This window comes from Shewanella indica, assembly GCF_033842865.1.
Classification (GTDB): Bacteria; Pseudomonadota; Gammaproteobacteria; order Enterobacterales; family Shewanellaceae; genus Shewanella; species Shewanella indica.
The window spans coordinates 744,878-765,350 of the sequence record NZ_JAWXXR010000001.1; the positions used below are offsets into that span (position 1 = coordinate 744,878).

Annotated in this window: 21 protein-coding genes; 6 read left to right on the forward strand and 15 right to left on the reverse strand. The window is 55.0% G+C overall.

Annotation, left to right across the window (positions count from 1 at the left end; all coding sequences use genetic code 11):
• Positions 1 to 37: 37 nt before the first annotated feature.
• From SIL79_RS03440 to nudF, 4 genes are read right to left on the reverse strand one after another with little or no spacing between them, the layout of a single operon-like run.
• Positions 38 to 613, reverse strand: coding sequence for a YqiA/YcfP family alpha/beta fold hydrolase (locus SIL79_RS03440; protein ID WP_319618972.1), 576 nt, complete (start codon positions 611 to 613; stop codon positions 38 to 40).
• Between the two features lie 35 nt (positions 614 to 648).
• A complete protein-coding gene (gene cpdA / locus SIL79_RS03445) occupies positions 649 to 1,488 on the reverse strand; it encodes a 3',5'-cyclic-AMP phosphodiesterase (RefSeq protein ID WP_039034489.1) in 840 nt (279 codons plus the stop codon).
• A 15-nt stretch (positions 1,489 to 1,503) separates the two neighbouring features.
• Entirely contained in the window at positions 1,504 to 1,938 is a 435-nt protein-coding gene (locus SIL79_RS03450; RefSeq protein ID WP_039034488.1) for a DUF1249 domain-containing protein, read from the reverse strand.
• A complete protein-coding gene (nudF, locus tag SIL79_RS03455) occupies positions 1,919 to 2,545 on the reverse strand; it encodes an ADP-ribose diphosphatase (protein ID WP_039034487.1) in 627 nt (208 codons plus the stop codon). Before nudF ends, SIL79_RS03450 begins: the two co-directional genes overlap by 20 nt.
• Before the next feature lie 236 nt (positions 2,546 to 2,781).
• Between nudF and tolC the strand changes: the two genes are divergently transcribed.
• Positions 2,782 to 4,098 (forward strand): outer membrane channel protein TolC, encoded by a 1,317-nt coding sequence (tolC, locus tag SIL79_RS03460; protein ID WP_039034486.1) that lies wholly within the window; start codon positions 2,782 to 2,784, stop codon positions 4,096 to 4,098.
• Between the two features lie 70 nt (positions 4,099 to 4,168).
• Here tolC and SIL79_RS03465 read toward each other — a convergent pair whose 3' ends face one another.
• From SIL79_RS03465 to SIL79_RS03475, 3 genes are read right to left on the reverse strand one after another with little or no spacing between them, the layout of a single operon-like run.
• Positions 4,169 to 4,906 carry a TIGR04219 family outer membrane beta-barrel protein gene (locus tag SIL79_RS03465; protein ID WP_039034485.1) on the reverse strand — a complete coding sequence of 246 codons (738 nt, stop codon included), beginning with the start codon at positions 4,904 to 4,906 and terminating at the stop codon, positions 4,169 to 4,171.
• A gap of 3 nt (positions 4,907 to 4,909) precedes the next feature.
• Positions 4,910 to 5,881: a DUF2333 family protein gene (locus SIL79_RS03470; RefSeq protein WP_319618973.1), complete on the reverse strand. Its 972-nt coding sequence runs from the start codon at positions 5,879 to 5,881 to the stop codon at positions 4,910 to 4,912.
• Between the two features lie 12 nt (positions 5,882 to 5,893).
• A complete protein-coding gene (locus SIL79_RS03475; protein WP_071476828.1) occupies positions 5,894 to 6,358 on the reverse strand; it encodes a copper chaperone PCu(A)C in 465 nt (154 codons plus the stop codon).
• 52 nt (positions 6,359 to 6,410) lie between these two features.
• On the opposite strand from SIL79_RS03475, the gene SIL79_RS03480 reads away from it, so the two are divergent.
• The gene (locus SIL79_RS03480) at positions 6,411 to 7,151 is read left to right on the forward strand and encodes an enoyl-CoA hydratase (protein WP_039034482.1); all 741 of its coding nucleotides are present in this window, start codon (positions 6,411 to 6,413) and stop codon (positions 7,149 to 7,151) included.
• Between the two features lie 62 nt (positions 7,152 to 7,213).
• Here SIL79_RS03480 and SIL79_RS03485 read toward each other — a convergent pair whose 3' ends face one another.
• The 6 genes from SIL79_RS03485 to SIL79_RS03510 form a co-directional block, all read right to left on the reverse strand.
• On the reverse strand, positions 7,214 to 7,543 hold the full coding sequence (locus SIL79_RS03485; RefSeq protein WP_025886876.1) for a hypothetical protein: 330 nt from the start codon (positions 7,541 to 7,543) through the stop codon (positions 7,214 to 7,216).
• A gap of 41 nt (positions 7,544 to 7,584) precedes the next feature.
• The gene (locus SIL79_RS03490) at positions 7,585 to 7,779 is read right to left on the reverse strand and encodes a PspC domain-containing protein (RefSeq protein WP_025009353.1); all 195 of its coding nucleotides are present in this window, start codon (positions 7,777 to 7,779) and stop codon (positions 7,585 to 7,587) included.
• Positions 7,780 to 7,906: 127 nt separating this feature from the next.
• Positions 7,907 to 8,206 carry a hypothetical protein gene (locus SIL79_RS03495; protein WP_039034481.1) on the reverse strand — a complete coding sequence of 100 codons (300 nt, stop codon included), beginning with the start codon at positions 8,204 to 8,206 and terminating at the stop codon, positions 7,907 to 7,909.
• Positions 8,207 to 8,448: 242 nt separating this feature from the next.
• Positions 8,449 to 9,432: a tRNA dihydrouridine(20/20a) synthase DusA gene (dusA, locus tag SIL79_RS03500; RefSeq protein WP_162206921.1), complete on the reverse strand. Its 984-nt coding sequence runs from the start codon at positions 9,430 to 9,432 to the stop codon at positions 8,449 to 8,451.
• Positions 9,433 to 9,564: 132 nt separating this feature from the next.
• Positions 9,565 to 10,209: a response regulator transcription factor gene (locus tag SIL79_RS03505; RefSeq protein ID WP_052248120.1), complete on the reverse strand. Its 645-nt coding sequence runs from the start codon at positions 10,207 to 10,209 to the stop codon at positions 9,565 to 9,567.
• A gap of 26 nt (positions 10,210 to 10,235) precedes the next feature.
• A complete protein-coding gene (locus tag SIL79_RS03510; protein ID WP_162206922.1) occupies positions 10,236 to 12,047 on the reverse strand; it encodes a sensor histidine kinase in 1,812 nt (603 codons plus the stop codon).
• A gap of 214 nt (positions 12,048 to 12,261) precedes the next feature.
• Between SIL79_RS03510 and dsrO the strand changes: the two genes are divergently transcribed.
• From dsrO to SIL79_RS03530, 4 genes are all read left to right on the forward strand, one after another.
• A complete protein-coding gene (dsrO, locus tag SIL79_RS03515) occupies positions 12,262 to 13,005 on the forward strand; it encodes a sulfate reduction electron transfer complex DsrMKJOP subunit DsrO (protein WP_025009348.1) in 744 nt (247 codons plus the stop codon).
• The gene (gene nrfD / locus SIL79_RS03520; protein ID WP_162206923.1) at positions 12,995 to 14,068 is read left to right on the forward strand and encodes an NrfD/PsrC family molybdoenzyme membrane anchor subunit; all 1,074 of its coding nucleotides are present in this window, start codon (positions 12,995 to 12,997) and stop codon (positions 14,066 to 14,068) included. The genes dsrO and nrfD overlap by 11 nt, the downstream gene beginning before the upstream one ends.
• Entirely contained in the window at positions 14,068 to 17,178 is a 3,111-nt protein-coding gene (locus SIL79_RS03525) for a tetrathionate reductase subunit A (protein WP_144361040.1), read from the forward strand. Before nrfD ends, SIL79_RS03525 begins: the two co-directional genes overlap by 1 nt.
• 179 nt (positions 17,179 to 17,357) lie before the next feature.
• Positions 17,358 to 17,825 carry a chemotaxis protein CheX gene (locus tag SIL79_RS03530; RefSeq protein WP_144220566.1) on the forward strand — a complete coding sequence of 156 codons (468 nt, stop codon included), beginning with the start codon at positions 17,358 to 17,360 and terminating at the stop codon, positions 17,823 to 17,825.
• 58 nt (positions 17,826 to 17,883) lie between these two features.
• Here the strand turns inward: SIL79_RS03530 and alr are convergent, their stop codons facing one another.
• Together alr and dnaB are read right to left on the reverse strand one after the other, a co-directional pair.
• A complete protein-coding gene (gene alr / locus SIL79_RS03535; RefSeq protein ID WP_215773480.1) occupies positions 17,884 to 18,960 on the reverse strand; it encodes an alanine racemase in 1,077 nt (358 codons plus the stop codon).
• 68 nt (positions 18,961 to 19,028) lie between these two features.
• Positions 19,029 to 20,435, reverse strand: a complete 1,407-nt coding sequence (gene dnaB / locus SIL79_RS03540) for a replicative DNA helicase (protein WP_039034474.1) — start codon at positions 20,433 to 20,435, stop codon at positions 19,029 to 19,031.
• Between the last annotated feature and the right edge of the window lie 38 nt (positions 20,436 to 20,473).

Below are 20,473 nucleotides of genomic sequence, written 5' to 3' on the forward strand. Positions count from 1 at the left end.
TATGTTCAGGCCATGGTGGGCCGCGAGGATCTGATTGTCAAGATAAGTGTAAAAAACGGCAGACTGAGCCCAGCTTGTCACCGTAACCCACAAAACTATGGTTTCCACCGCTTTCCAATAGCATCTCACAGCAGTGATATTTGCCCAGGGCCTGGCGATAATCCAGTACCTCATCGGCAGTCTGTAATAATACAAAAAAACGATCCGGATTGAGAATGACCGGCGTATCAAATTCAATCAGCTGTAGCTGATGCTCCGGCAATAATTGGTAGTGCTCATCGATATAGGGATTGTACTGTGCCCCCAAATAATCACCAAAGAGCTCAAAGGGGCGCACCGCCGGGTTAATCAGTACCGCCTTGCCGCCATAACGCTCTGCCAACCAAGAGGCAAAATAACCGCCGAGGGATGATCCGATAAACGCCAGTGGCTCGCCGCTGGCCTTGGCGGCTTCGGTCAACTGAATCAGTAGTTCCATCGCCACCTTGGGCGAAGTGGGTAGTTGTGGCTGTTCCAGTCGCACACCGGGAAAGTGTTGTTCAATATAGGTACGGGTAAGCACAGCCTTGTCAGACAAGGGAGAACTGTTGAAACCGTGAATATAGAGCAGCATAGTTCCTCACAAGGGGCCACTGCTCCAAAACAAACTCAGTAGCCGCTGGCCTCAGCATCCGGTGCGAAGCGTTCGCCCGGGATCCGATAAACATTGGTGAGCATGCTACCATCTGGCTTGAGCTCCAGTAAACGGTAGCCTGGCTGTAGTGCATCCAGCGCAAAATAGGACGACAAGGGTTTGAATTGAATACAGGTCGATGGTGTCGCCATCAAGGAAAGCTTGTGACCTTCCCCCTGATATTCAGTATCCAGTTGCTGATGAACATGACCCCAGAGCATGCCCTTTATCTGAGGGTAACGCCCCATTTCTTTGAGGAACTGGGCACCGTTGTCCATGCAATGTTGATCCAACCAGGTGCAGTCCACCAACACAGGGTTATGGTGCATCACCAACAGCACATGCCTGTCAGGTTCGGCGGCGATGGCACTACGGATGATCTCAATTTCGCTTTCGGCCATATGACCACCGGGTTTTCCCCGCACTGTAGAGTCCAGCAGGATAATCTGCCAATTCCCGGCCAACACCCGCCTGTGACCATAGACACGCTCGCCCTGCATATGCAAATACATGATCCTGGGGTCGTCGTGATTACCTGGAATATAGTGGCAGGGAAGGTTTAACGGCTTGATCGCTTCAACAAAGTTACGGTATGACTCACCGGAATAATCCTGACTGATGTCACCACTGGCCAGCAGCATGTCGGCGGGATACTTGACGGCCTGGATAGTATTGATAACGGCGTTGAGACTGTTGGCGGTATTGACGCCAAGAAGCTGTCCTTCAGGTTCGGCAAACAGGTGAGGATCTGTGATCTGCACCAAACGAACGCTCTTGTCCTCAGGAATACCGTATGTGATTGCCTCTTTCAGCACTTTGATTACCCAATCTCAGGACTGACAAACGAGGCGCGCCTGACAGTCTATTTTCAATAACTCCTCCAGGAAGGCGTTTACCTGGTACTTTTCATCGCGGTGATACATGCGTAAGTTCGGATAATCATACACTGGCCGCAATTGGTAAATCTGTCGGCTGCTTAACACTTCTGCTAATTTAGCATCATGATAAATCCGCACGGTAACTTTGGGGACAGGCACTAATCCGCCCTTCCCCACATGACGGGAAATACTCACCAGCTGGGTATAGCGGGTATTTTCCAGCAGCTCGACATCCAGACAACCGAAATCCCCTTCTACCTGCCAGCTTTCGCCCACTTCCCCCTCATCCGGTAACCAGCGCTGAATATGGCCGTAGTTGCGACCACACAAGGCTAAAAAGCGGCTGACATCCGGCTGGTATTTCTTGTCACTGTCTCTCTTGTTCATTGGCCTGCAGTAAATTTTGATAATTGAGCTGCAACCATTGCAGCCCGAGTACAGTCGAAGCATTGTCGATTTCGCCACTCAGCACCTTGGCATAAGCATCAGTGCGGGAAAGCACATGCAGCCTAATGTCTTCATGCTCTTCGGCCAAGCCGTGCAGCCCGTTTGCGTTGGATGAGTCCACCTCAGCCCAATAGAAGTAGAAACGCTCACTACAACCTCCGGGGCTGGAAAGATAACTGCTTACGGCCGAAATTGCACTGGAGTTGAGTCCGGTTTCTTCCAAAAGTTCCCGTTTGGCGACCTCCTCGGCCACTTCGCCGGGGGCAATCATACCCGCCACCAACTCCAGCAACCAAGGAGATTCACTGGTTTCCAGCGCAGGAAACCGCACCTGCTCAATCAACACCACTTTGTCTTCTCGCGGATCATAGGGCAAAACCACTACAGCGTGACCGCGCTCAAATACCTCGCGAGTCACTTCATCGCTCCAGCCCCCGGCAAACAGCCGATGACGGAAACGGTATTCCTCCATCCGGAAAAATCCCCGGTATAACGTGCGCTGCCCCAGCACCTGAACATCCTCTTTGGTGAATTTTTCTACTGCCATTTTCACTCCGCTTTAGCTATAAAAGGTGCAATTTCAAACCACCCGGCACCATTTACCAATAAAATCTGTTACACTTCCGAATTGACTTGAAAACGGTTGATTTTTTAGTATCAAAACCATTAAGTTTTGCTGTATCGGGAAGCGTCGGGAAGCGCAAACCGCCTTTATCAAAGGCATTAACAGTCTAACGAAGTTGAAACCGCCCGTCACAGGGTGTTTGTCTATAAGGACAGCCAATGAAATTCAAGATCCGCACTTTATGCGCGGCGTTAACGCTCGCAGTTTCTGCCCCGGCCGTTCAAGCCGACGATTTACTTCAGATATATCAGCAGGCATTAACCAATGATCCAGTGGTGCTCCAGGCCAAGGCCAAAAGAGACCAGTTGTATGAAAAAATTGAAGAAAGTCGTGCACCTCTGCTGCCGACTATCAGTGCCAATGTCGGTTATGACAAAGCCTGGAACGATCCCTCTGATGACACCAGTGGCCTGACAGGTGCAATCAAGCTTAACCAGGTCATCTATAATCATTCTGCCTGGGTCGGTTTAAGCCTGGCGGAGAAAGCCGCATCACAGGCCGACGCCGTCTATGCCTCAGCCCTGCAAACGCTGATCACCCGGGTAACAACCGCTTACTTTGACGTGTTGGCCGCCAAGGACAATTACGAGTTCAAAGGCGCCGAGAAGCGTGCCATTGAGCGGCAATTGGAGCAAACCAAACAGCGCTTTGCTGTTGGTCTGACAGCCATTACCGATGTCCATGAAGCACAGGCTCAGTATGACCTGGCGACCGCAGCCGAAATCCTGGCCGAGAACGAGTTGATCAACAGCTATGAAGCCCTGCGTGAAATCACCGGCATAGATCACAAGAGCATCGACATTCTGGATACAGACCGTTTCTCTGCGGCCAGCCCAACTCCAGCCATGCCAAACGATTGGCTTAAAATGGCCGAGACCAACAGTGTCGACCTGCTGACCCAGCGTATCGGTAAAGATATCGCTCAGGAAACCATCAGCCTCTATAAGGCCGGCCATATGCCGTCTCTGAGCCTGAATGCCGGTTATACCAAGGGCCTGGAGCAGGAAATCGGCAGTCAGAACCAACCTGATTTCGATAACGGTACCGTAGGCGTTAACCTCAGTGTACCTATCTTTGAAGGTTTCAAGGTCAGCTCTCAGGTGAAACAAGCGCAATATGCCTATGTTGAAGCCAGTCAGAGATTGGAGCAGACCTACCGCCAGGTAGTCAAAAATGTTCGCAACAACTTCAACAATGTTGGTGCTTCTATCAGCTCCATCAAGGCCTATGAGCAGTCAGTGCTCTCTTCCGAAAGTGCATTGAAAGCCACTCAAGCCGGTTTTGAAGTAGGTACCCGTACCATAGTTGACGTGCTGAACCGTACCCGGGATCTGTATGATTCCAAACGCCAGCTGTCCAACGCCCGTTACGGCTATATCAAGTCGATATTGGCACTGAAGCAGGCCACAGGCACCCTGAATGAAGATGATGTCATCTCAATCAACAACGGCCTGACAACTCCTGCACAGCAATAAGCTGGAGCTCAGCCAATAAAAAACCGCCAGCTGGCGGTTTTTTATTGTCATTTATCAACGGATAACGGAATTAGAACACCAGTTCCACACCGGCAAAGAAGCCGTCAAACTGCATATTACTGCTCATGCCATTGAAGCCGTTTACGTCAAATTTAAAGTCGCGATAGCCGGCACGCACCCGAGTATCCAGCGCTACACCATCAAACTCCCAGCCCAGGCCTACTTGATAGTCATAAACACTGGACTCATTGATACCGGCCAACACATCGGCAAAGGCGTACAGGCCAAAGAAAGGCAGGCCCACCTCGGCATTGGCATAACCCATGACAACACCGCTGTCGATATCACGCTCTTCCGGATGCCCCTTGTCAGCCACCCGGAAAGAACCATCCATCAACTTATAGGCACCACCCACATCCAGAGCAACCAGGTCATTGTCCAATAACTCATAGTAGAGGATAAAGTCTGTGTTGCTCAGGTCGGCCGTAGCGTACACATCACCGCTGAAGGTGTGGCCGTTGAAACTGAAGTTAGCATTGCTCATCGCGCCATCTTCTTTCAGGCGGTTTTCGCGGATCTTCAGGTTGGGCAGCAGTGGCACAGGGTGCTCAACGCTGAACCAAAGGCTGTACTGGGCGGAAGAGTCATAGTTGAACTCCTGCTGCGGCTGGCCTTTCTCGGCAAAAGTACCGCTGGCATCTCCTTTCCAGTAATCGGCGCCTACCTTAAAGCCTACGACTGTTGCTGCCTGGGCGGAGGTCGCCATCAAAGAAGCCAGCAAGGCTGTCGCCAATAAAGTCTTTTTCATAAATTAACCCTGTGAAAGCAAGTTGGTTAAATCAATCACCGCGGCATTGGCGCGGGACACATAGTTGGCCATCACCAAGGAATGGTTGGCCACCAAACCGAATCCGGAACCGTTGAGGATCATTGGGCTCCAGACTGTTTGCTGAGTCGCTTCCAGTTCACGGATGATCTGTTTGAGACTCACTTCGGCATTCTTTTTCTTCAGTACGTCGGCAAAATCGACCTCTACCGCCTTCATGAAATTCAGCAAGGCCCAGGCAGAGCCTCTGGATTCATAGAAAACATCGTCTATTTGCCACCAGCTGGTCTTAATCTGCTGGCTCTCCAGGTTGGGGGTCGACTGACGCGCGGCACTGTCGCCGGCAAGATCGGTATTCAACCTCTCCTGACCCACACTGGCTGCCAGACGCTGCGACATGCTGCCCAAACGCTTCTGCACCTCTTTCAACCATTCATTGAGGTTATCGGCGCGAGCATAAAACTGAGCATCCGGGTTATTGGGATCCATCATCCGCGCCCGGTAAACCTTCAATAGCTTGATGGCATCACGATATTCGCTCTCGGCACTGGGCACCAGCCAACTGGTATGCTCGATATTCAGCTTGGAATGTGCTTCCAGCAGATCTTTATCGGCAGTGGACTGTGACTGAGAACGGCTGAATTCTTTACGCATGATCAAGGCAAGATCCCGCACCTGCTCAAGGGCGCCGAATTCAAACGCCGGCATGTTGTCCATCATCACAGAAGGCGGCATCATGTCGTTGGACAACCAACCTCCTTGCTTATCCAGCAAGGTCTCCATGGTATTTATCAGCGCGCTGGTGGTGGCATAACCTGTTATCTTTTCGCCTTTTTCCGATGTCATCACCTCAGGGGTCAATACATCGGGTTCAATACTCCACCAAACACTGATGCCGTATGCGATAACGAACACTATGGCCGCAGCACCGACACCTTTTTTCCATGTCATTTGCATCCCGGGTTCTCCTTAATGATGGTGATGATGCTCTTGCGCTGCAGGAGCATCATGGGGGGATTTTACTTCGAGTTCGATATTGAGGGTTTCACCATTGGCAAAACTCAGTGTCATAGGCACTTTTTGCCCCAACTGCAACGGCGCCTTGAGGCCCATGATCATAATGTGATCGCCGCTGCTTTGTAGCGTCAACTGGCCATGCTCAGGCAGCGGGAAAGCCGCCACATGGCGCATTTTAACCAAGCCGTCCTCTTCAATCAGGGTATGCAGCATGGTTTCACGGGCCACAGGGGTGCTGGCAGAAACCAGCTCAGTCGCCGCGCCATGGTTGCTGAGTGTCAGATACGCCGCCGTATTGGGAACAGAAGCGGGCATGGCCCGGATATATCCTTGTTCGAGCATTATGTTCGAGGCGAAGGCGCTGGCACTGATACCGGCCAGCAAGATAACTTTAAACAGTTGTTTGAATATCGCCATCTATGTCTTAAACTCCATGTAAAACCCATTTCGTCAGTAAAGGAAACAACGAATGAGCACGATTCAGGTTCAGGATGAGCAGGGTGTACGTATCATACGTTTTAACCGCCCGGATAAACGTAACGCCCTCGATCTCGATATGTATAAGCAGCTTACAGAATACCTGATCCAGGGGGAAGCGGACAACGAGATCCGCGCCTTTCTGCTGACAGGCAGTGAAAACTGCTTTACTTCAGGCAATGATGTGGCTGATTTTCTCAAGCAGCCGGATCTGGGGCCCAACCACCCTGCAGTGCGATTTCTCTTTTGCCTGCTGGAGCTGAAAAAGCCCTTGGTCGCCGCTGTCAGCGGAGCCGCTGTCGGAATCGGCACCACGCTATTGCTGCATTGTGACCTGGTCTATGCCGATAATACAGCCCAGTTCCGCTTGCCCTTTATCGACCTGGCACTGGTGCCTGAAGCCGGCTCCAGCCTGCTACTGCCTGAATTGGTCGGCTATCAAAAGGCCTCTGAGCTGCTGTTGCTGGGCGAGAGTTTCGATGCCGAAACGGCGCTGGATCTCAAACTCATCAACCGCATGTTGAGTCCGGCAGAGCTCTTCCCTTATGCGCTGGAAAAGGCCAAAGCCTTGGCTTCCAAGCCACCTCAGGCGCTGCAACTCACCAGACAACTTATGCGGCCACACAAGAGCCGGGTACAACACCAGATGCATCAGGAGTTGGAACTCTTCGGCCAGCGTCTGCAGAGCGATGAAGCCAAAGCGGTTTTCCGCCAGTTTCTCAACAAAGGTTAAATCATCGAAGCTGAATCCAATGTTGCTGCGGCTGGGCTGACACCAAGCCAGTCGCAGCAACACTACTCCTGCCATTGACTGGACTTGCCTATTCCCCATACTGCCAATGCCAAAACCAGCACCGGCCAAATCATTGCAAAGCCGCTGATAAACATCAGTAATGCCGCAGCAACACAAAGTACGCACACCACTGCCAACACACTGAAAGTCATTGCGGCCCACACCAATGCCAGCATCGCGGTTATCAGGGTCAACACCCAGCTCCAATTTTCGGCATCCAGCCATAAAAACGGGCTACCCCAGATCCCCACTGACATAAACTCGCGGCTGAGCAGAGAGACCATAAGGATCAGCGCGCCGACTATGCTCCACACCAGTAACTGAGACAGCAACCTATATCTTCTGTGCTTGTTTCGACTCCTGTTATACATACTCATTTCACCCACTTGGGCCACAGCAGTGCCAGGGCAAAGTAAGCCGTCAATCCAAGCAATGGGTGCATCAGAGTGATGACTGCGGCAACAATTCGGGTCCAGAATACCGACCAGCCAAAACGCTCGGCCATATCGCGGCATAGGCCACAGACGATGGAAGAATTTCCCTTGAGTGTACGTTCCAAATCAAACATAACTGACTCCGATTATCTCGTTAACTGTATCTGCCGGGCACCGCAGGCTAACAACGCCATCAGGGTGTAACCAAGCAACGGCAGAAACATCAGTAGTGCCAAAGTGCTATTTATCCACATAGGCACCTCAATCCTTGGCTTGGGTCAGAACACTGGTCTCCACGGGTAACTCGGTGATCTGACTCAGGGTTTCTTGAGTCATCTCGTCGCTCAGTTGGGCCACGCTACGCTCCAGTTCCTGTTGCAGAGAGGCCAGCATTTCGCGCTTGGCACTGAGCAACATGGTCTGAGCCTGCTGACTCAGGTTCTGTTCAACAGCACTGAAGATAGGTTGGGTAGGCAGTACATCGGCCTGGGCTGAAACACTGGCTGAAGCCATAACAACGCCAAGAAACAGAGATTGAATAGTCAGGTTGGAAGTTTTCATGCTTGTCATCCCTTTCTGGTTAAGCTGAACGGGTCAGCGGTCAAGATGACTAATTCAAAGGGCGTGCCAACTGGGAAAAGTTTCGATTAAGGATATGATATTAAATGAAATAAAAATAAAAATGGCCAATCATTAACACAGAATGACTGACCGTGACAGCACAAAAATACAGCAATTTCCTATCTGTTGGTAAAAAGCACTATCACCATAGCGATTTTCACCACTCGGGTATTACAGCAAAGTCAAACTCCGCTGTGCATCATTTCACGAGCCTTAAGCAGCACTTCTATGCCGGCACCCGGCTTGTGGGCATTCTCGCTCAGATGACGGCGCCAACTGCGAGAGCCGGGGATCCCCTGATACAGGCCTGTCATGTGTCTGCTGATATGATTCAAGCGGCCACCCGACTGCAAATGAGCTTCCACATAGGGCAACATGGCATCCACCACCTGATCGCGACTCATAACCTGGCTATCGAGGCCAAAGATCTTCTGATCCACCTCGGCCAACAGATAGGGATTTTGGTAGGCTTCTCGCCCCACCATCACCCCATCCAGCTGGGCCAGATGGGCATGCATCTCTTCAAAGCTCTTGATACCACCATTGATGCTGATATGCAGGCCGGGAAAATCCTGCTTCAATTGATACACCCTGGGATAATCCAATGGCGGGATCTCACGGTTTTCCTTGGGACTGAGCCCCTGCAACCAGGCCTTGCGGGCATGAATGATGAAAGTATCGCAGCCGGCGGCACTCACCTTGGTAATGAAGTCACAAAGAAATTCGTAGGAATCTTTGTCGTCTATGCCGATGCGGGTCTTGACCGTCACCGGAATATCCACCTTCTGGCGCATGGCATCGACGCAATGGGCCACCAGTTCTGGCTCTTCCATCAAACAAGCGCCAAAGCGGCCGTTCTGAACTCTATCCGAAGGGCACCCCACATTGAGGTTTACTTCGTCATACCCCCTTTGCTGGGCGATTTCGGCGCAGCGGGCCAGATCCTCAACATTGGAGCCGCCCAATTGCAATGCCAGCGGGTGCTCTTCCTGGTTATAAGCCAGATAATCGCCCTTGCCATGTAGTATCGCGCCTGTGGTCACCATCTCAGTGTAGAGCAGCGTCTGACTCGACATCAGCCGGGCAAAGTAACGATAATGGCGATCCGTCCAATCCAGCATGGGGGCAATGGAAAAACGGCGGTTGGCATCGATAGAGCTTGGCATTCACAGATCCGGTACGCAAAAATGGGCCGCTATTTTACCCTCTGTGGCCATAAAACGACAGCCGCAGATAAATCCCGCTCATAAACCCGAATCAAAGGTCATTCTTTTGCCGCCGAAGACTTTTGACCCGAGTTACTCAAACTCTGTCTCTATCCCGGCATAAATCAACAACATTTCAGCCAGCGAGCTCACCTGCATGCCCTTCATCAGGTTGGATCTGTGGATCTCCACTGTGCGCATGGCGATGCAGAGTTCGTCGGCTATCTGCTGGTTCTTATAGCCCTTGGCGATGAGATGCAATATCTCTTTCTCCCTCGGAGTCAGCGCCTGGTAGATGCCTTGCAGCTTTCGGCGCTTGGCGATTTCGGCAGAGTGACTCAGCGCCTTGGTGACCGCCTCGGCCAGGCGAGCACCATCGGCGGGTTTTTGAAAAAAGTCCACCGCGCCGGATTTAAGTGCATCCACCGCCAGCGGCACGTCGCCATGGCCGGTGAGAAAGATCACCGCCAGCGGGCTATTACGCTCGTTGAGCAGTTGCTGCAGCTGCGCCCCACTGAGCCCTGGCATACGCATATCGAGGATCAGGCAGCCGGGCAGATCCAACAGCTGCGCCTTGAGAAAATGCTCGGCATCTTCAAAGGCCTGCACCTCAAAACCATAGCCTTCCAGCATAAACCCCAACGAGCGCCGCACCGAATCATCGTCATCCACCAGATAGACTGACTGACGCTTGTCATCGGTCGGTGAACTGTTTTGAGCAGCAAATTGTCCCGGCATTTTTCTTTCTCCTTGGCAAAACGGGTTTAAGCCAGCAACACTGTGACCAGACAACCGCCCTCAGGCGGCTGCAGCAGGCTGATGCTGCCGCCATGGCTCTCGGCGATTTCCCGGCAGATCACCAACCCCAGCCCCAGGCCATCTGTCTTGGTACTGGTAAAGGCCTGCATCAGGCTCTTGCCATCCTGTTTAAGTCCAGGGCCATTGTCCTGCACTTCCAGCAAGAGCTTGCCGGGCTGAGATTGATAATCCAGCCGCAGCGCAATAAGGCGCTCGGCCTTAGGCTCTTCAGCCAAGGCTTCGATGGCATTTTTAAGCAGATTCAACAAGAGTTGCTGCATGGCGACCGTATCCAGTTGCATGGGTCTTTCTTCGCCGACAATCTGCCAATCGACGCGGATCGCTTGTTTCTCCAATTCATGCCCCAGCAGAATAAGCGTCTCGCTCAGCAAGGGGCTGAACGGCTGCAACTGTTTTTGCGGCGGGCGCTTTTTCAAAAGCCCCCTGAGCCTTTGAATGATACCGTGGGCGCGGCCCACTTCCGACTGTATCTGTTCCAGTGCCAGCGGCAACTTGTCAAGTTGCCCCTGTTGCAGCCTGACACTGGCGCCATGGCAATAGTTGCCTATGGCCGCCAAAGGTTGGTTCAACTCATGGGCCAGACTGGCCCCCAGTTCACCGGCCACCGCCGCCCGCTGGGCATGTTCCAGCAAACTGAGGTTTTCACTCAGTTGCCGCTGGGCCTTGGCCAGTTCCCGGCCGCGGCGGCTGAAACTGTATTCGAGCCAGAAGTGATAACCGTTGAGCAGCACCAGCAGCGCCAGCAAGCTCCAGCCCCAATGACTGTGAGCCTTGAGCCACTGCAGCGCCCTTTGCCACCAAGGCGCCTGCAATGGGTGCAGGTCCAGATCCTTGAGCAGCTTATCAATGGCCAGTTGACTGACCGCCGTGGTCCACCCCAGCGAGCCGGACATTTTGGCCGCCTCACTGTCTTCCGGCAGTGCCAATAGGGCCTGGGTCAACTGCTTGGCCAGCCCTTGACTGGCACGACTGGTCTTGGCCATAGACCAGTTGGGATAGAGGCGGGTCGACACCTCGCAGGCAAACCCTGCCGGTGCCTGATTGTCCAGCACCCGATAGTGCCCGGCATCGATAAGCCCCTCCGCCGCCATCTGCTCCAACTGGCAGACTGGCACCACGGCGGCGTCTATGCTGCCATCGCGCAGGCGATAGAGCAGATTATCCAGCGGGAATCCCAAAGATTGGATCTCGGCCACATAGCTTGGCAGGTCTATCTGCTTGAGCCGCGCTTCATACACCAAGGTCAGGTAGCCGCCGAAGGCCTGGGTCGAGACTATCCCCAGGCGCTTGTTCCTGAGATCTTGCAGATGTTGCAGGCTGGACTCGCTTCTTACCACCAGCGCCGAACCCACCTGCATCGGCTCACCGGCATTGAGGCGGCTCTTGAGGGTTGCCAGCCAGCTTAAGGAATACTGCCGCGCCAACAGCACAGATTGGCCCGGATTGGTGATCACAAAGTCCAGCTCCTGAGCGGCCACCGCCTGCGACAGCTGCTCCAGCGTCAAGGGGTGCAGGCGAAAGTAATATCCCGGGATCTGCTGCTCGAGCCAATTCATGGTGGGTTGCCAACGGTTAATGCTGTCGCTGTAGCCCCGGGTAGCCAACACACCTATATCCACCACGGCCTTATCGGTCAGCGCTCCGCTTGTCATAGCTGGGCCTGATACCGGCAAAGGCTCAGTCGCTGCCGCAGCTGACGACCAATGGCCGAGCAGTACAGCCGCAAACAGATAACACAGCAGATACAGGATTCTCATCTCTTGGTTTTAGCTCCGGTTAGGAAATGTTGCGGCCACAAGCGGCAGGGGCAACATCAGTCTGCCCGCCATTCTAGCCTCAATTTCTTGCGCTGGATCAATAGCAGCCCCGATATGTGGAAAACCACTATAGAGACCAGGGGCGCCAGTTGCCGAGAATACAGGCAACAGGAGCCCGGTGGGTTTCCAATCACCGCAAGACTCAGGAGTCTGTATGGACAAGAGTAAACGTCAACTACTGGGGCAAATCGCCGCCATCAGCGCCGGAGCTGCGTTTTTGCCCGTCGCCCAGGCATCGACTTCCAAGCCCCAGGCAACCAGTGGCAAACGCTATGGCATGCTGATCGATCTGCGCCGCTGCGTCGGTTGCCAGGCTTGTACTGTCGCCTGCACCATAGAAAATCAACCCCCACTGGGGCAGTTTCGTACCACAGTCAACCAGTATGAAGTGACCCAAGGGCAGGAAAGCGCCTTTATGATGCTGCCCAGGCTCTGCAATCACTGCGAAAACCCACCCTGCATCCCGGTTTGCCCCACAGGCGCCACATTCCAGCGCCAGGACGGCATAGTGGTAGTCGACAGCCACTGGTGTGTCGGCTGCGGTTACTGTGTCCAGGCCTGTCCCTACGATGCGCGCTTTATCAACCATGACACCAACACCGCCGACAAGTGCACCTTCTGCGCCCATCGGCTGGAAGCGGGCTTGCTACCGGCCTGCGTCGAAACCTGTGTCGGTGAGGCCAGGATCATCGGCGATCTCAACGATCCCGGCAGCCAAATCAGTCGCATGCTGGCCGAGCACAGAGACGAGATCAAGGTACTCAAGCCCTCGGCCGAAACCTCGCCCTGCGTATTCTATCTGGGGATGACAGCCGCATTTGAAGAAAGGATCCGCGGCGAAGCGCCGGTTCGCAGCCTGATGACCGCCACTGGAGAGGAGTTGCACCATGGACATTAAAGAGATCTTGACCCCGGATATCGCCATCACCTGGTTACCCTGGGCGGTGCAATACTTCTTTATGATGGGACTGGCCTATTCCGCAGTGTGGATTGCGGCGCTGACCATTATCCGCCCCGGCGCCAAGGATAAGCGCCTGCTGACACTCTGTGGCAGCCTGATCCTCAGCACAGCCATAGTGGCACCTGTGGCACTCTTGGCCGATCTGCACCAACCCGCCCGCGCCTGGCACTTCTATATGCAGCTCAGGCTGGATTCCTGGATGTGGTATGGCGCCTGGTTACTGCCGCTATTTATGGCAGCGGCGCTGGCCTTTGCCTACCTCTTGCTGCGCCCTTCCCTTCCGACTCAGCCCAAAGATGGCTGGAGCCGCCTGGGATACTGGTTACGCCTGGGGAACTGGCAAGGCGAGCCCTGGCTCAAGCCTCTAGCCTGGGTTGCCCTGCTCAGCGGCCTGAGTATCGCCCTCTACACCGGCATGGAAACCATGGCCATCAAGGCCAGACCGCTGTGGCACAGCTACTGGCTGCCGCCTCTGTTTGCCGCCAGCGCCCTGGCCGCCGGCAGCGGCATGCTAATTTGGCTCAACCGCCTGTTCAATGGTCATAAGCAGGAGACAGACAAACAGCTGCTGCTCTGGCTGCGTGGCTCCTTCGCCCTGTTTGCCCTGTTGCTTATCGGCTGGGCTATCAGTGGCGGCAACAGCGCCAATGAAGCCAGATTGCTGCTCGGCGACAGCCCCAGTTGGCAGCTGGCCGCTATCTGGGTGCTGGCAACCCTGGCCTTGTTGGCGCTGCTGCTGGCCTTCAGACATCTGCCCCGCTGGGCCTTGCTGTTTGGCAGCTTTGCCGCCATCCACCTGGCTTGGGGCTTTCGCTGGCTGGTGCTTATCCAGGCGCAGACGGATCCCAAGTATGGCGCCGGCACCTACTTCTATGAACTGCCCTGGGGCCCACAGGGGCTGCTGGGGATCCTGGGTACCTTTGGCCTATGGCTGGCCCTGATCACCCTGATTTCCGAACTGATACGTCAGTCTGCCACCGAACTGAAAGGAGCCGCATAATGGACAAGAGTAAACGCCGTTTTATCAAAGGGGCTGCCATCACAGGTGGTACCGGACTATTTGTTGCAGGCTACAGCCACACCCTAACCCAGCTGGGCAAGGGCCTGGTCAATGGCAGCTCGGGCAAAAATACCCAAGAAGCGATTCATGGCAACTCGCTGGCACCTGAACTCAAGGTCGACCTGAATAGCGGCCAACTGAGCGCCAATGACAACCAGCGTCTGGCCAATACCATGTGTTTCGGCTGCTGGACCAAATGCGGGGTGCGGGCCCGTATCGATAATGAAACCGACAGCATTATCCGTATCAACGGTAATCCTTATCATCCGCTGTCGGCCCGTGAACACCTGGACTTTGACACCCCGGTGCGCGATGCCCTGGTGGCCACCAGCGCCTGGCAAGAACAGGGGCTTGCCGGGCGTTCCACCGCCTGCGCCCGCGGCAACGCCATGCTGGAGTTATTGGACAGCCCCTATCGGGTAACACGCTGCCTGAAACGGGTCGGCCCCAGAGGTTCGGGCCAGTGGCAGAGCATAGCATTCGAGCAGTTGCTCAAGGAGGTTGTCGAAGGTGGCGATCTGTTTGGTGAAGGCCATGTGGATGGACTCAGGGCGATTCGCGATCTCAACACGCCTTTGGATCCCGCCAACCCTGAATATGGCCCCAAGGCCAATCAGCTATTGGTCAGCAACGCCTCGGATGAGGGGCGGGACACGCTGATAAAACGCTTTACCTTCAACAGCTTCGGCACCCGTAACTTTGCCAACCACGGCTCTTACTGTGGCTTCAGCTATCGGGCCGGTGCCGGCGCCTTGCTGGACGATCTGAAAAAGTACGCCCACTTGAAACCGGACTGGGATCATGCCGAGTTCTTGTTGTTCATCGGCACTTCACCGCAGCAATCCGGCAACCCCTTCAAGCGCCAAGCGCGGCAAATGGCCAATGCCAGGGTCAACAACCGCAACTTCAGCTATGTTGTGGTTTCGCCCATGCTGCCCAACACCTCCAATCTGGCGTCGGCGCCGGACAATGTCTGGTTGCCAATCCGCCCGGCCACAGACGCCTCGCTGGCGATGGCTATGCTGCGCTGGATCATCGACAATCAGCGCTACAGCGCCGAGTTTCTCAGCGCTCCCAATGTCAAGGCCGCCAAAGCCGCCGGTTTCCGCGGTTTCAGTAATGCCGGTTTCCTGGTGCATTCAGACCAGGCGCATCCGAGATACGGCCAGTATCTGCACGCCAGCGAATTGGGGTTGGCCTTCAGCGGCAAACCCTTCGGCGATGAAGACCCCTTGCTGGTGCTGGACGCCGTCAGCGGTGAACCCATGGCCGCCGAGGCCTGCACTAAGGCGCAGCTCGAAGTGGACCACAGACTCACAGGCCCAAATGGCCAGAGCCTGGCCTGCAAGAGCAGTTTCAGCCTGCTGGCCGAATCGGCCCGGCTCAAGACATTGGCGCAATACAGCGCCGAATGCGATGTGCCGGTCGATGAGATTGAAGCCCTGGCCAACAAATTCACCAGCCATGGCAGCAAGGCGGCGGTGATCAGCCACGGCGGCACCATGAGCAGTGATGGCTTCTATACCGCCTGGGCCATCATGATGCTCAACGCCATGATAGGCAATATCAACCAAAAGGGCGGCGCGCTGGCCAAGGGCGGTACTTTCCCCCCCTTCGGCAAAGGCCCACGCTACAACCTGGCCGAGTTTGACGGCATGGTGCAGCCCAAGGGAGTATTCCTGTCGCGCTCCCGTTTCCCCTATGAAAAAAGCTCGGAATACAAGCGCAAGCAGCAGGCCGGCGAGTCGCCCTACCCGGCAAAGGAGCCATGGTTCCCGATCTCGGCGCCCATGTTGAGCGAGCATCTAACTGCGGCGGTCAACGGTTACCCTTATTCGCTCAAGGCCTGGATCAACCATATGGGCAACCCTGTCTATGGTCAGGCCGGGCTCGGCGCCGCCATAGGCGATAAACTCAAAGATCCCAAGGTGCTGCCGCTGTTTATCAGTATCGATAGCTTTATCAACGAAACCACGGCGTTATCCGACTATATAGTGCCGGACACCCTCACCTATGAGTCCTGGGGCTGGACCTCGGCCTGGCAGGGCACCATGACCAAGATTGCCACCGGCCGCTGGCCGATAGTCAAACCCAGGGTGGAGCACACAGTGGATGGTGATCCCGTGTGCATGGAAAGCTTTCTTACCCGGATTGCCATGGCGCTGGCCTTGCCCGGCTTCGGTGAAAATGCGGTGCTGGCCCATGATGGCACACGCCACCCGCTGACTCGCGCCGCCGACTTTTCTCTCTACGGCGCCGCCAACGTCGCCTGGTTGGGAGAAAAAGTCCCCGCCATAGGCAAGGAAGATCTCTATTGGTCCGGGGTTGCCAGGATCATTCCCGAACTCAAGGCTCGTCTCGGTGAAGAGGAAGCATCAAGAGTGGCTTATCTCTATGCCCGCGGTGGCCGTTTCGAATCGATGAACAAGGCCAGGGACGCTGAGGGCAACCCCACCAAGGTCTGGCCCAAGCCTATGATGTTGTGGAACCCTCAGGTGGGTAGTCGCCGTCACTCCCAGAGCGGCGAGTTTCTCAGTGGCTGTCCGCGCAGTTATGGTCAACGCCTGGCCGATGGCACAGACCTCAGGCAAGCCTTCGACCGCCAGTCCTGGCCCATGTTGCTGTCGAGTTACAAGTCACACACCATGAGCTCTATGAGTATCGGCTCTGACAGGCTCAGACAGGTGCACCCCAATAATCCGGTGCGGATCAATAAAGACACGGCCCAAAGATTGGGGATAGCCACGGGGGATACCGTGAAAATCAGCACCCCCAACGGCAGTGTGCTGGCACTGGTGGAATGCGTCGCCGGCGTGCATCCCGAGTGTATCGCCATCGAACACGGCTTTGGTCACAAGGAGCTCGGCGCGCGGGCATTCAGCATAGATGACAAGCAGGTTGCCGCCAACCCGCTGATCCGTGCCGGGGTTAACCTCAACGATCTCGCCGTACTGGATCCCAGCCGCTCGGGTTCATACCCTCTGGTGGATTGGGCCAGCGGCGCCTCGGCCCGCCAAGGGCTGCCGGCCAAAATCGAAAAAGTCTCCTGAAGCTCGTTCTGTGCCCGGTTTTTATGCCGGGCACTGTTTTTCCGGGCAAGAAATCGCCACAGAGCCCAAGCCATTGTTCTAAGCTAATAAGAGTGTGATCCAGTGGGCGGGAGTCAAATCGCTTATGGATTAGCCTTACACTATTCGCATCCCTTGGCAGCAAGAGGAACAAATCCGGCATGAATGTCACTTTTATCAATCCCTTTCTTCAGTCACTCCTCAACGTAGTTTCCACCATGGCCAACATGCAGTTGACTCCGGGCAAGCCCAGACTCAAGACAGACAACCTGGCCAAGGGCGATGTGTCCGGGCTTATCGGTATGGTGGGCCCGCAGACTAAAGGATCACTGTCGATCACCTTTGAGCAAGGGCTGATCCTGGAGATAATGCAAAATATGCTGGGAGAAAACCCCGGCAATATCAATGAAGAAGTGACAGACCTGGTGGGGGAAATCACCAATATGGTGACCGGCGGCGCCAAGAACCTGCTGTCGGACAAGGGCTATGAGTTTGAAATGGCCACCCCTGTGGTGGTTTCCGGCATAGGTCACAAGATTTCCCATCAGGCTCAGGGCAAGAAGATCATCATGCCTTTTGTCGCTCCCAAGGGCTCGGCCTACATAGAGATCTGTTTCGAAGGACAGTAATAATAAAGGGCGCCGAGGCGCCCTTTATTATTTGCCAACTCAATGGCATGATTCAGACTCAATCGAGGCAGACAGCCACTCTGGGAGTCAACTTGGTCACCAGTTCATAGGCCACGGTTTCGATATGAGCCGCCACCTCTTCCACCGGTAACGCCGGCCCCCACAAGAGGGCATCATCACCAACTACATCCCGGGCATCCGGCCCCAGATCCACAGTTAGCATATCCATCGACACCCTGCCAACCACAGGCACCCGGCGACCATTAATCAGCACAGGCGTGCCCTCGGGGGCATTGCGGGGATAACCATCACCATAACCTATAGCCACCACCCCGAGGCGGGTATCCCTTGATGAACGCCAAAAGCTTCCATAGCCCACGCTCTCTCCGGCCTTGTGCTCGCGCACGGCTATCAACTGTGACACCAGACTCATAGCCGGTTGCAGGTCGTGATTGGCGCCTCTGTCACCGACCACAGGCGACACCCCATAGAGGGCGATACCCGGGCGGATCCAGTTTTGTTGGCTGCTGGGCCAATAGAGGGCACCGGCCGAGTTGGCCAGACTACGGTCGCCATCCAACCCGGCGGTGAGCTGGTTGAAATGCTCCAACTGCTCGCGGGTATAATCATTGTCCGGCTCATCGGCGCAGGCGAAATGGGTCATCAGATTGATGGGCTTGGCCACTTGTGGGCAATCCAGCAGCCGCTGATACACCTCGCTAAACTCGTCGCTGCGAAAACCCAATCTGTGCATGCCGCTGTCGACCTTGAGCCACACAGTTACCGGCTTATCCAGCTTGGCCTGCTCCAGCATCTGCAACTGCGACTCATGATGCACCACTGTGTCTATGTCATGCTTAACCAGTAGAGGCAACTCAGTACTGCGAAAAAAACCTTCGAGCAACAACAGCTTGGCCGTTACACCACCGGCCCTGAGCTCCAACGCTTCTTCGAGCCGCGCCAGACCGAAGCCGTCGGCACTACTCAGGCTCTTGGCCACGTTCAGTGAGCCGTGGCCATAGCCGTTGGCCTTGACGACAGCAATAACTTTGCTGGCGGGCGCGATCTCACGCAGCCTGGCCAGATTATGTTGCAGCGCCCGGCTGCTAATCTCTGCTCTGGGAAAGGGTTTCAAAGCTTACCTTCAATCTTGGATTGGATGGCGCGCTCTCTGGCCGCGCCGGGAAAACCGTCCGCAGAGGTTTAGTCCTCTTCAAATTGCGGACCGGCGTAATTGTCAAAGCGGGAGAACATCCCCTGGAAAGTCAGCCTGACCCGGCCTATGGGGCCGTTACGTTGCTTACCTATGATGATCTCTGCCGTGCCTTTATCGGGCGAATCGTCGTTATACACCTCGTCACGATAAATAAACATGATAAGGTCCGCATCCTGCTCGATAGAGCCGGATTCACGCAAGTCAGAGTTCACCGGGCGTTTATCGGCCCTTTGCTCCAATGAGCGGTTCAGCTGCGACAGGGCGATCACCGGGATCTCCAGCTCCTTGGCCAGGGCCTTGAGCGAGCGGGAGATTTCAGCAATTTCCAGGGTCCGGTTATCGGCCAATGCCGGCACCTGCATCAGCTGCAGGTAGTCGACCATGATCATGGACAGACCACCGTATTCCCGGGCGATACGCCTGGCCCTGCTGCGCACTTCGGTCGGTGTCAGGCCCGAGCTGTCATCGATATACATCTTGCCCTGCTCGAGCATGATCCCCATGGTGGATGACACCCGCGCCCAATCATCATCATCCAGCTGGCCGGTACGTATCTTGGTCTGGTCCACCCGGCCAAGCGACGCCAACATACGCATCATGATCTGTTCCGAGGGCATCTCGAGACTGAAGATAAGAACTGGCTTGTCTTCATTGAGCGCCGCATATTCACAAAGGTTCATCGCAAAGGTGGTCTTACCCATGGAAGGACGGGCCGCGACAATAACCAGGTCACCGGACTGGAAACCTGCGGTCATCTTATCCAGATCGGAGAAGCCGCTGGATACCCCGGTCACACCGTTGTGCGGGTTGTTGTAGAGCTGCTCAATCTTGTCGACCGTTTTTTCGAGGATGCTCTTAATCCCCTCCGGGCCCTCGTTGGCGTTGGCACGCTGCTCGGCTATCTTGAACACCTTGGTTTCGGCCAAGTCCAGCAAAGCACCTGAGTCCCGCCCCTCAGGATTATAACCTGCGTCGGCAATCTCATGTGCTACCCGGATCATCTCCCGCACCACAGCACGCTCGCGCACGATTTCGGCGTAGGAGAGAATGTTACCGGCGCTGGGGGTATTCTTGGCGATTTCCCCCAGATAGGTAAAACCACCGGCATCTTCCAGCTCGTCAGTCAGCTCCAGTTGTTCTGAAACCGTAATCAAATCTATGGGTTGGCCGTTTTCAACCAGCTTTTGCATGGCACTGAAAATCAGCCTGTGGGAACGGGAGTAAAAGTCTTCTCTGACCACGGCCTCGGACACCTTGTCCCAGGCCTCTGCATCCAGCATTAGTCCCCCGAGCACGGATTGCTCCGCCTCAATGGAGTGGGGGGGCAGCTTGAGCGCGTCAACCTGGACGTCTCTTCGCTTATCTTTGGCCTTAAAGGCACCTTGCTGTTGCATAAATCTCCAACTCTCCAACAATCAGGCAAAATGTGATA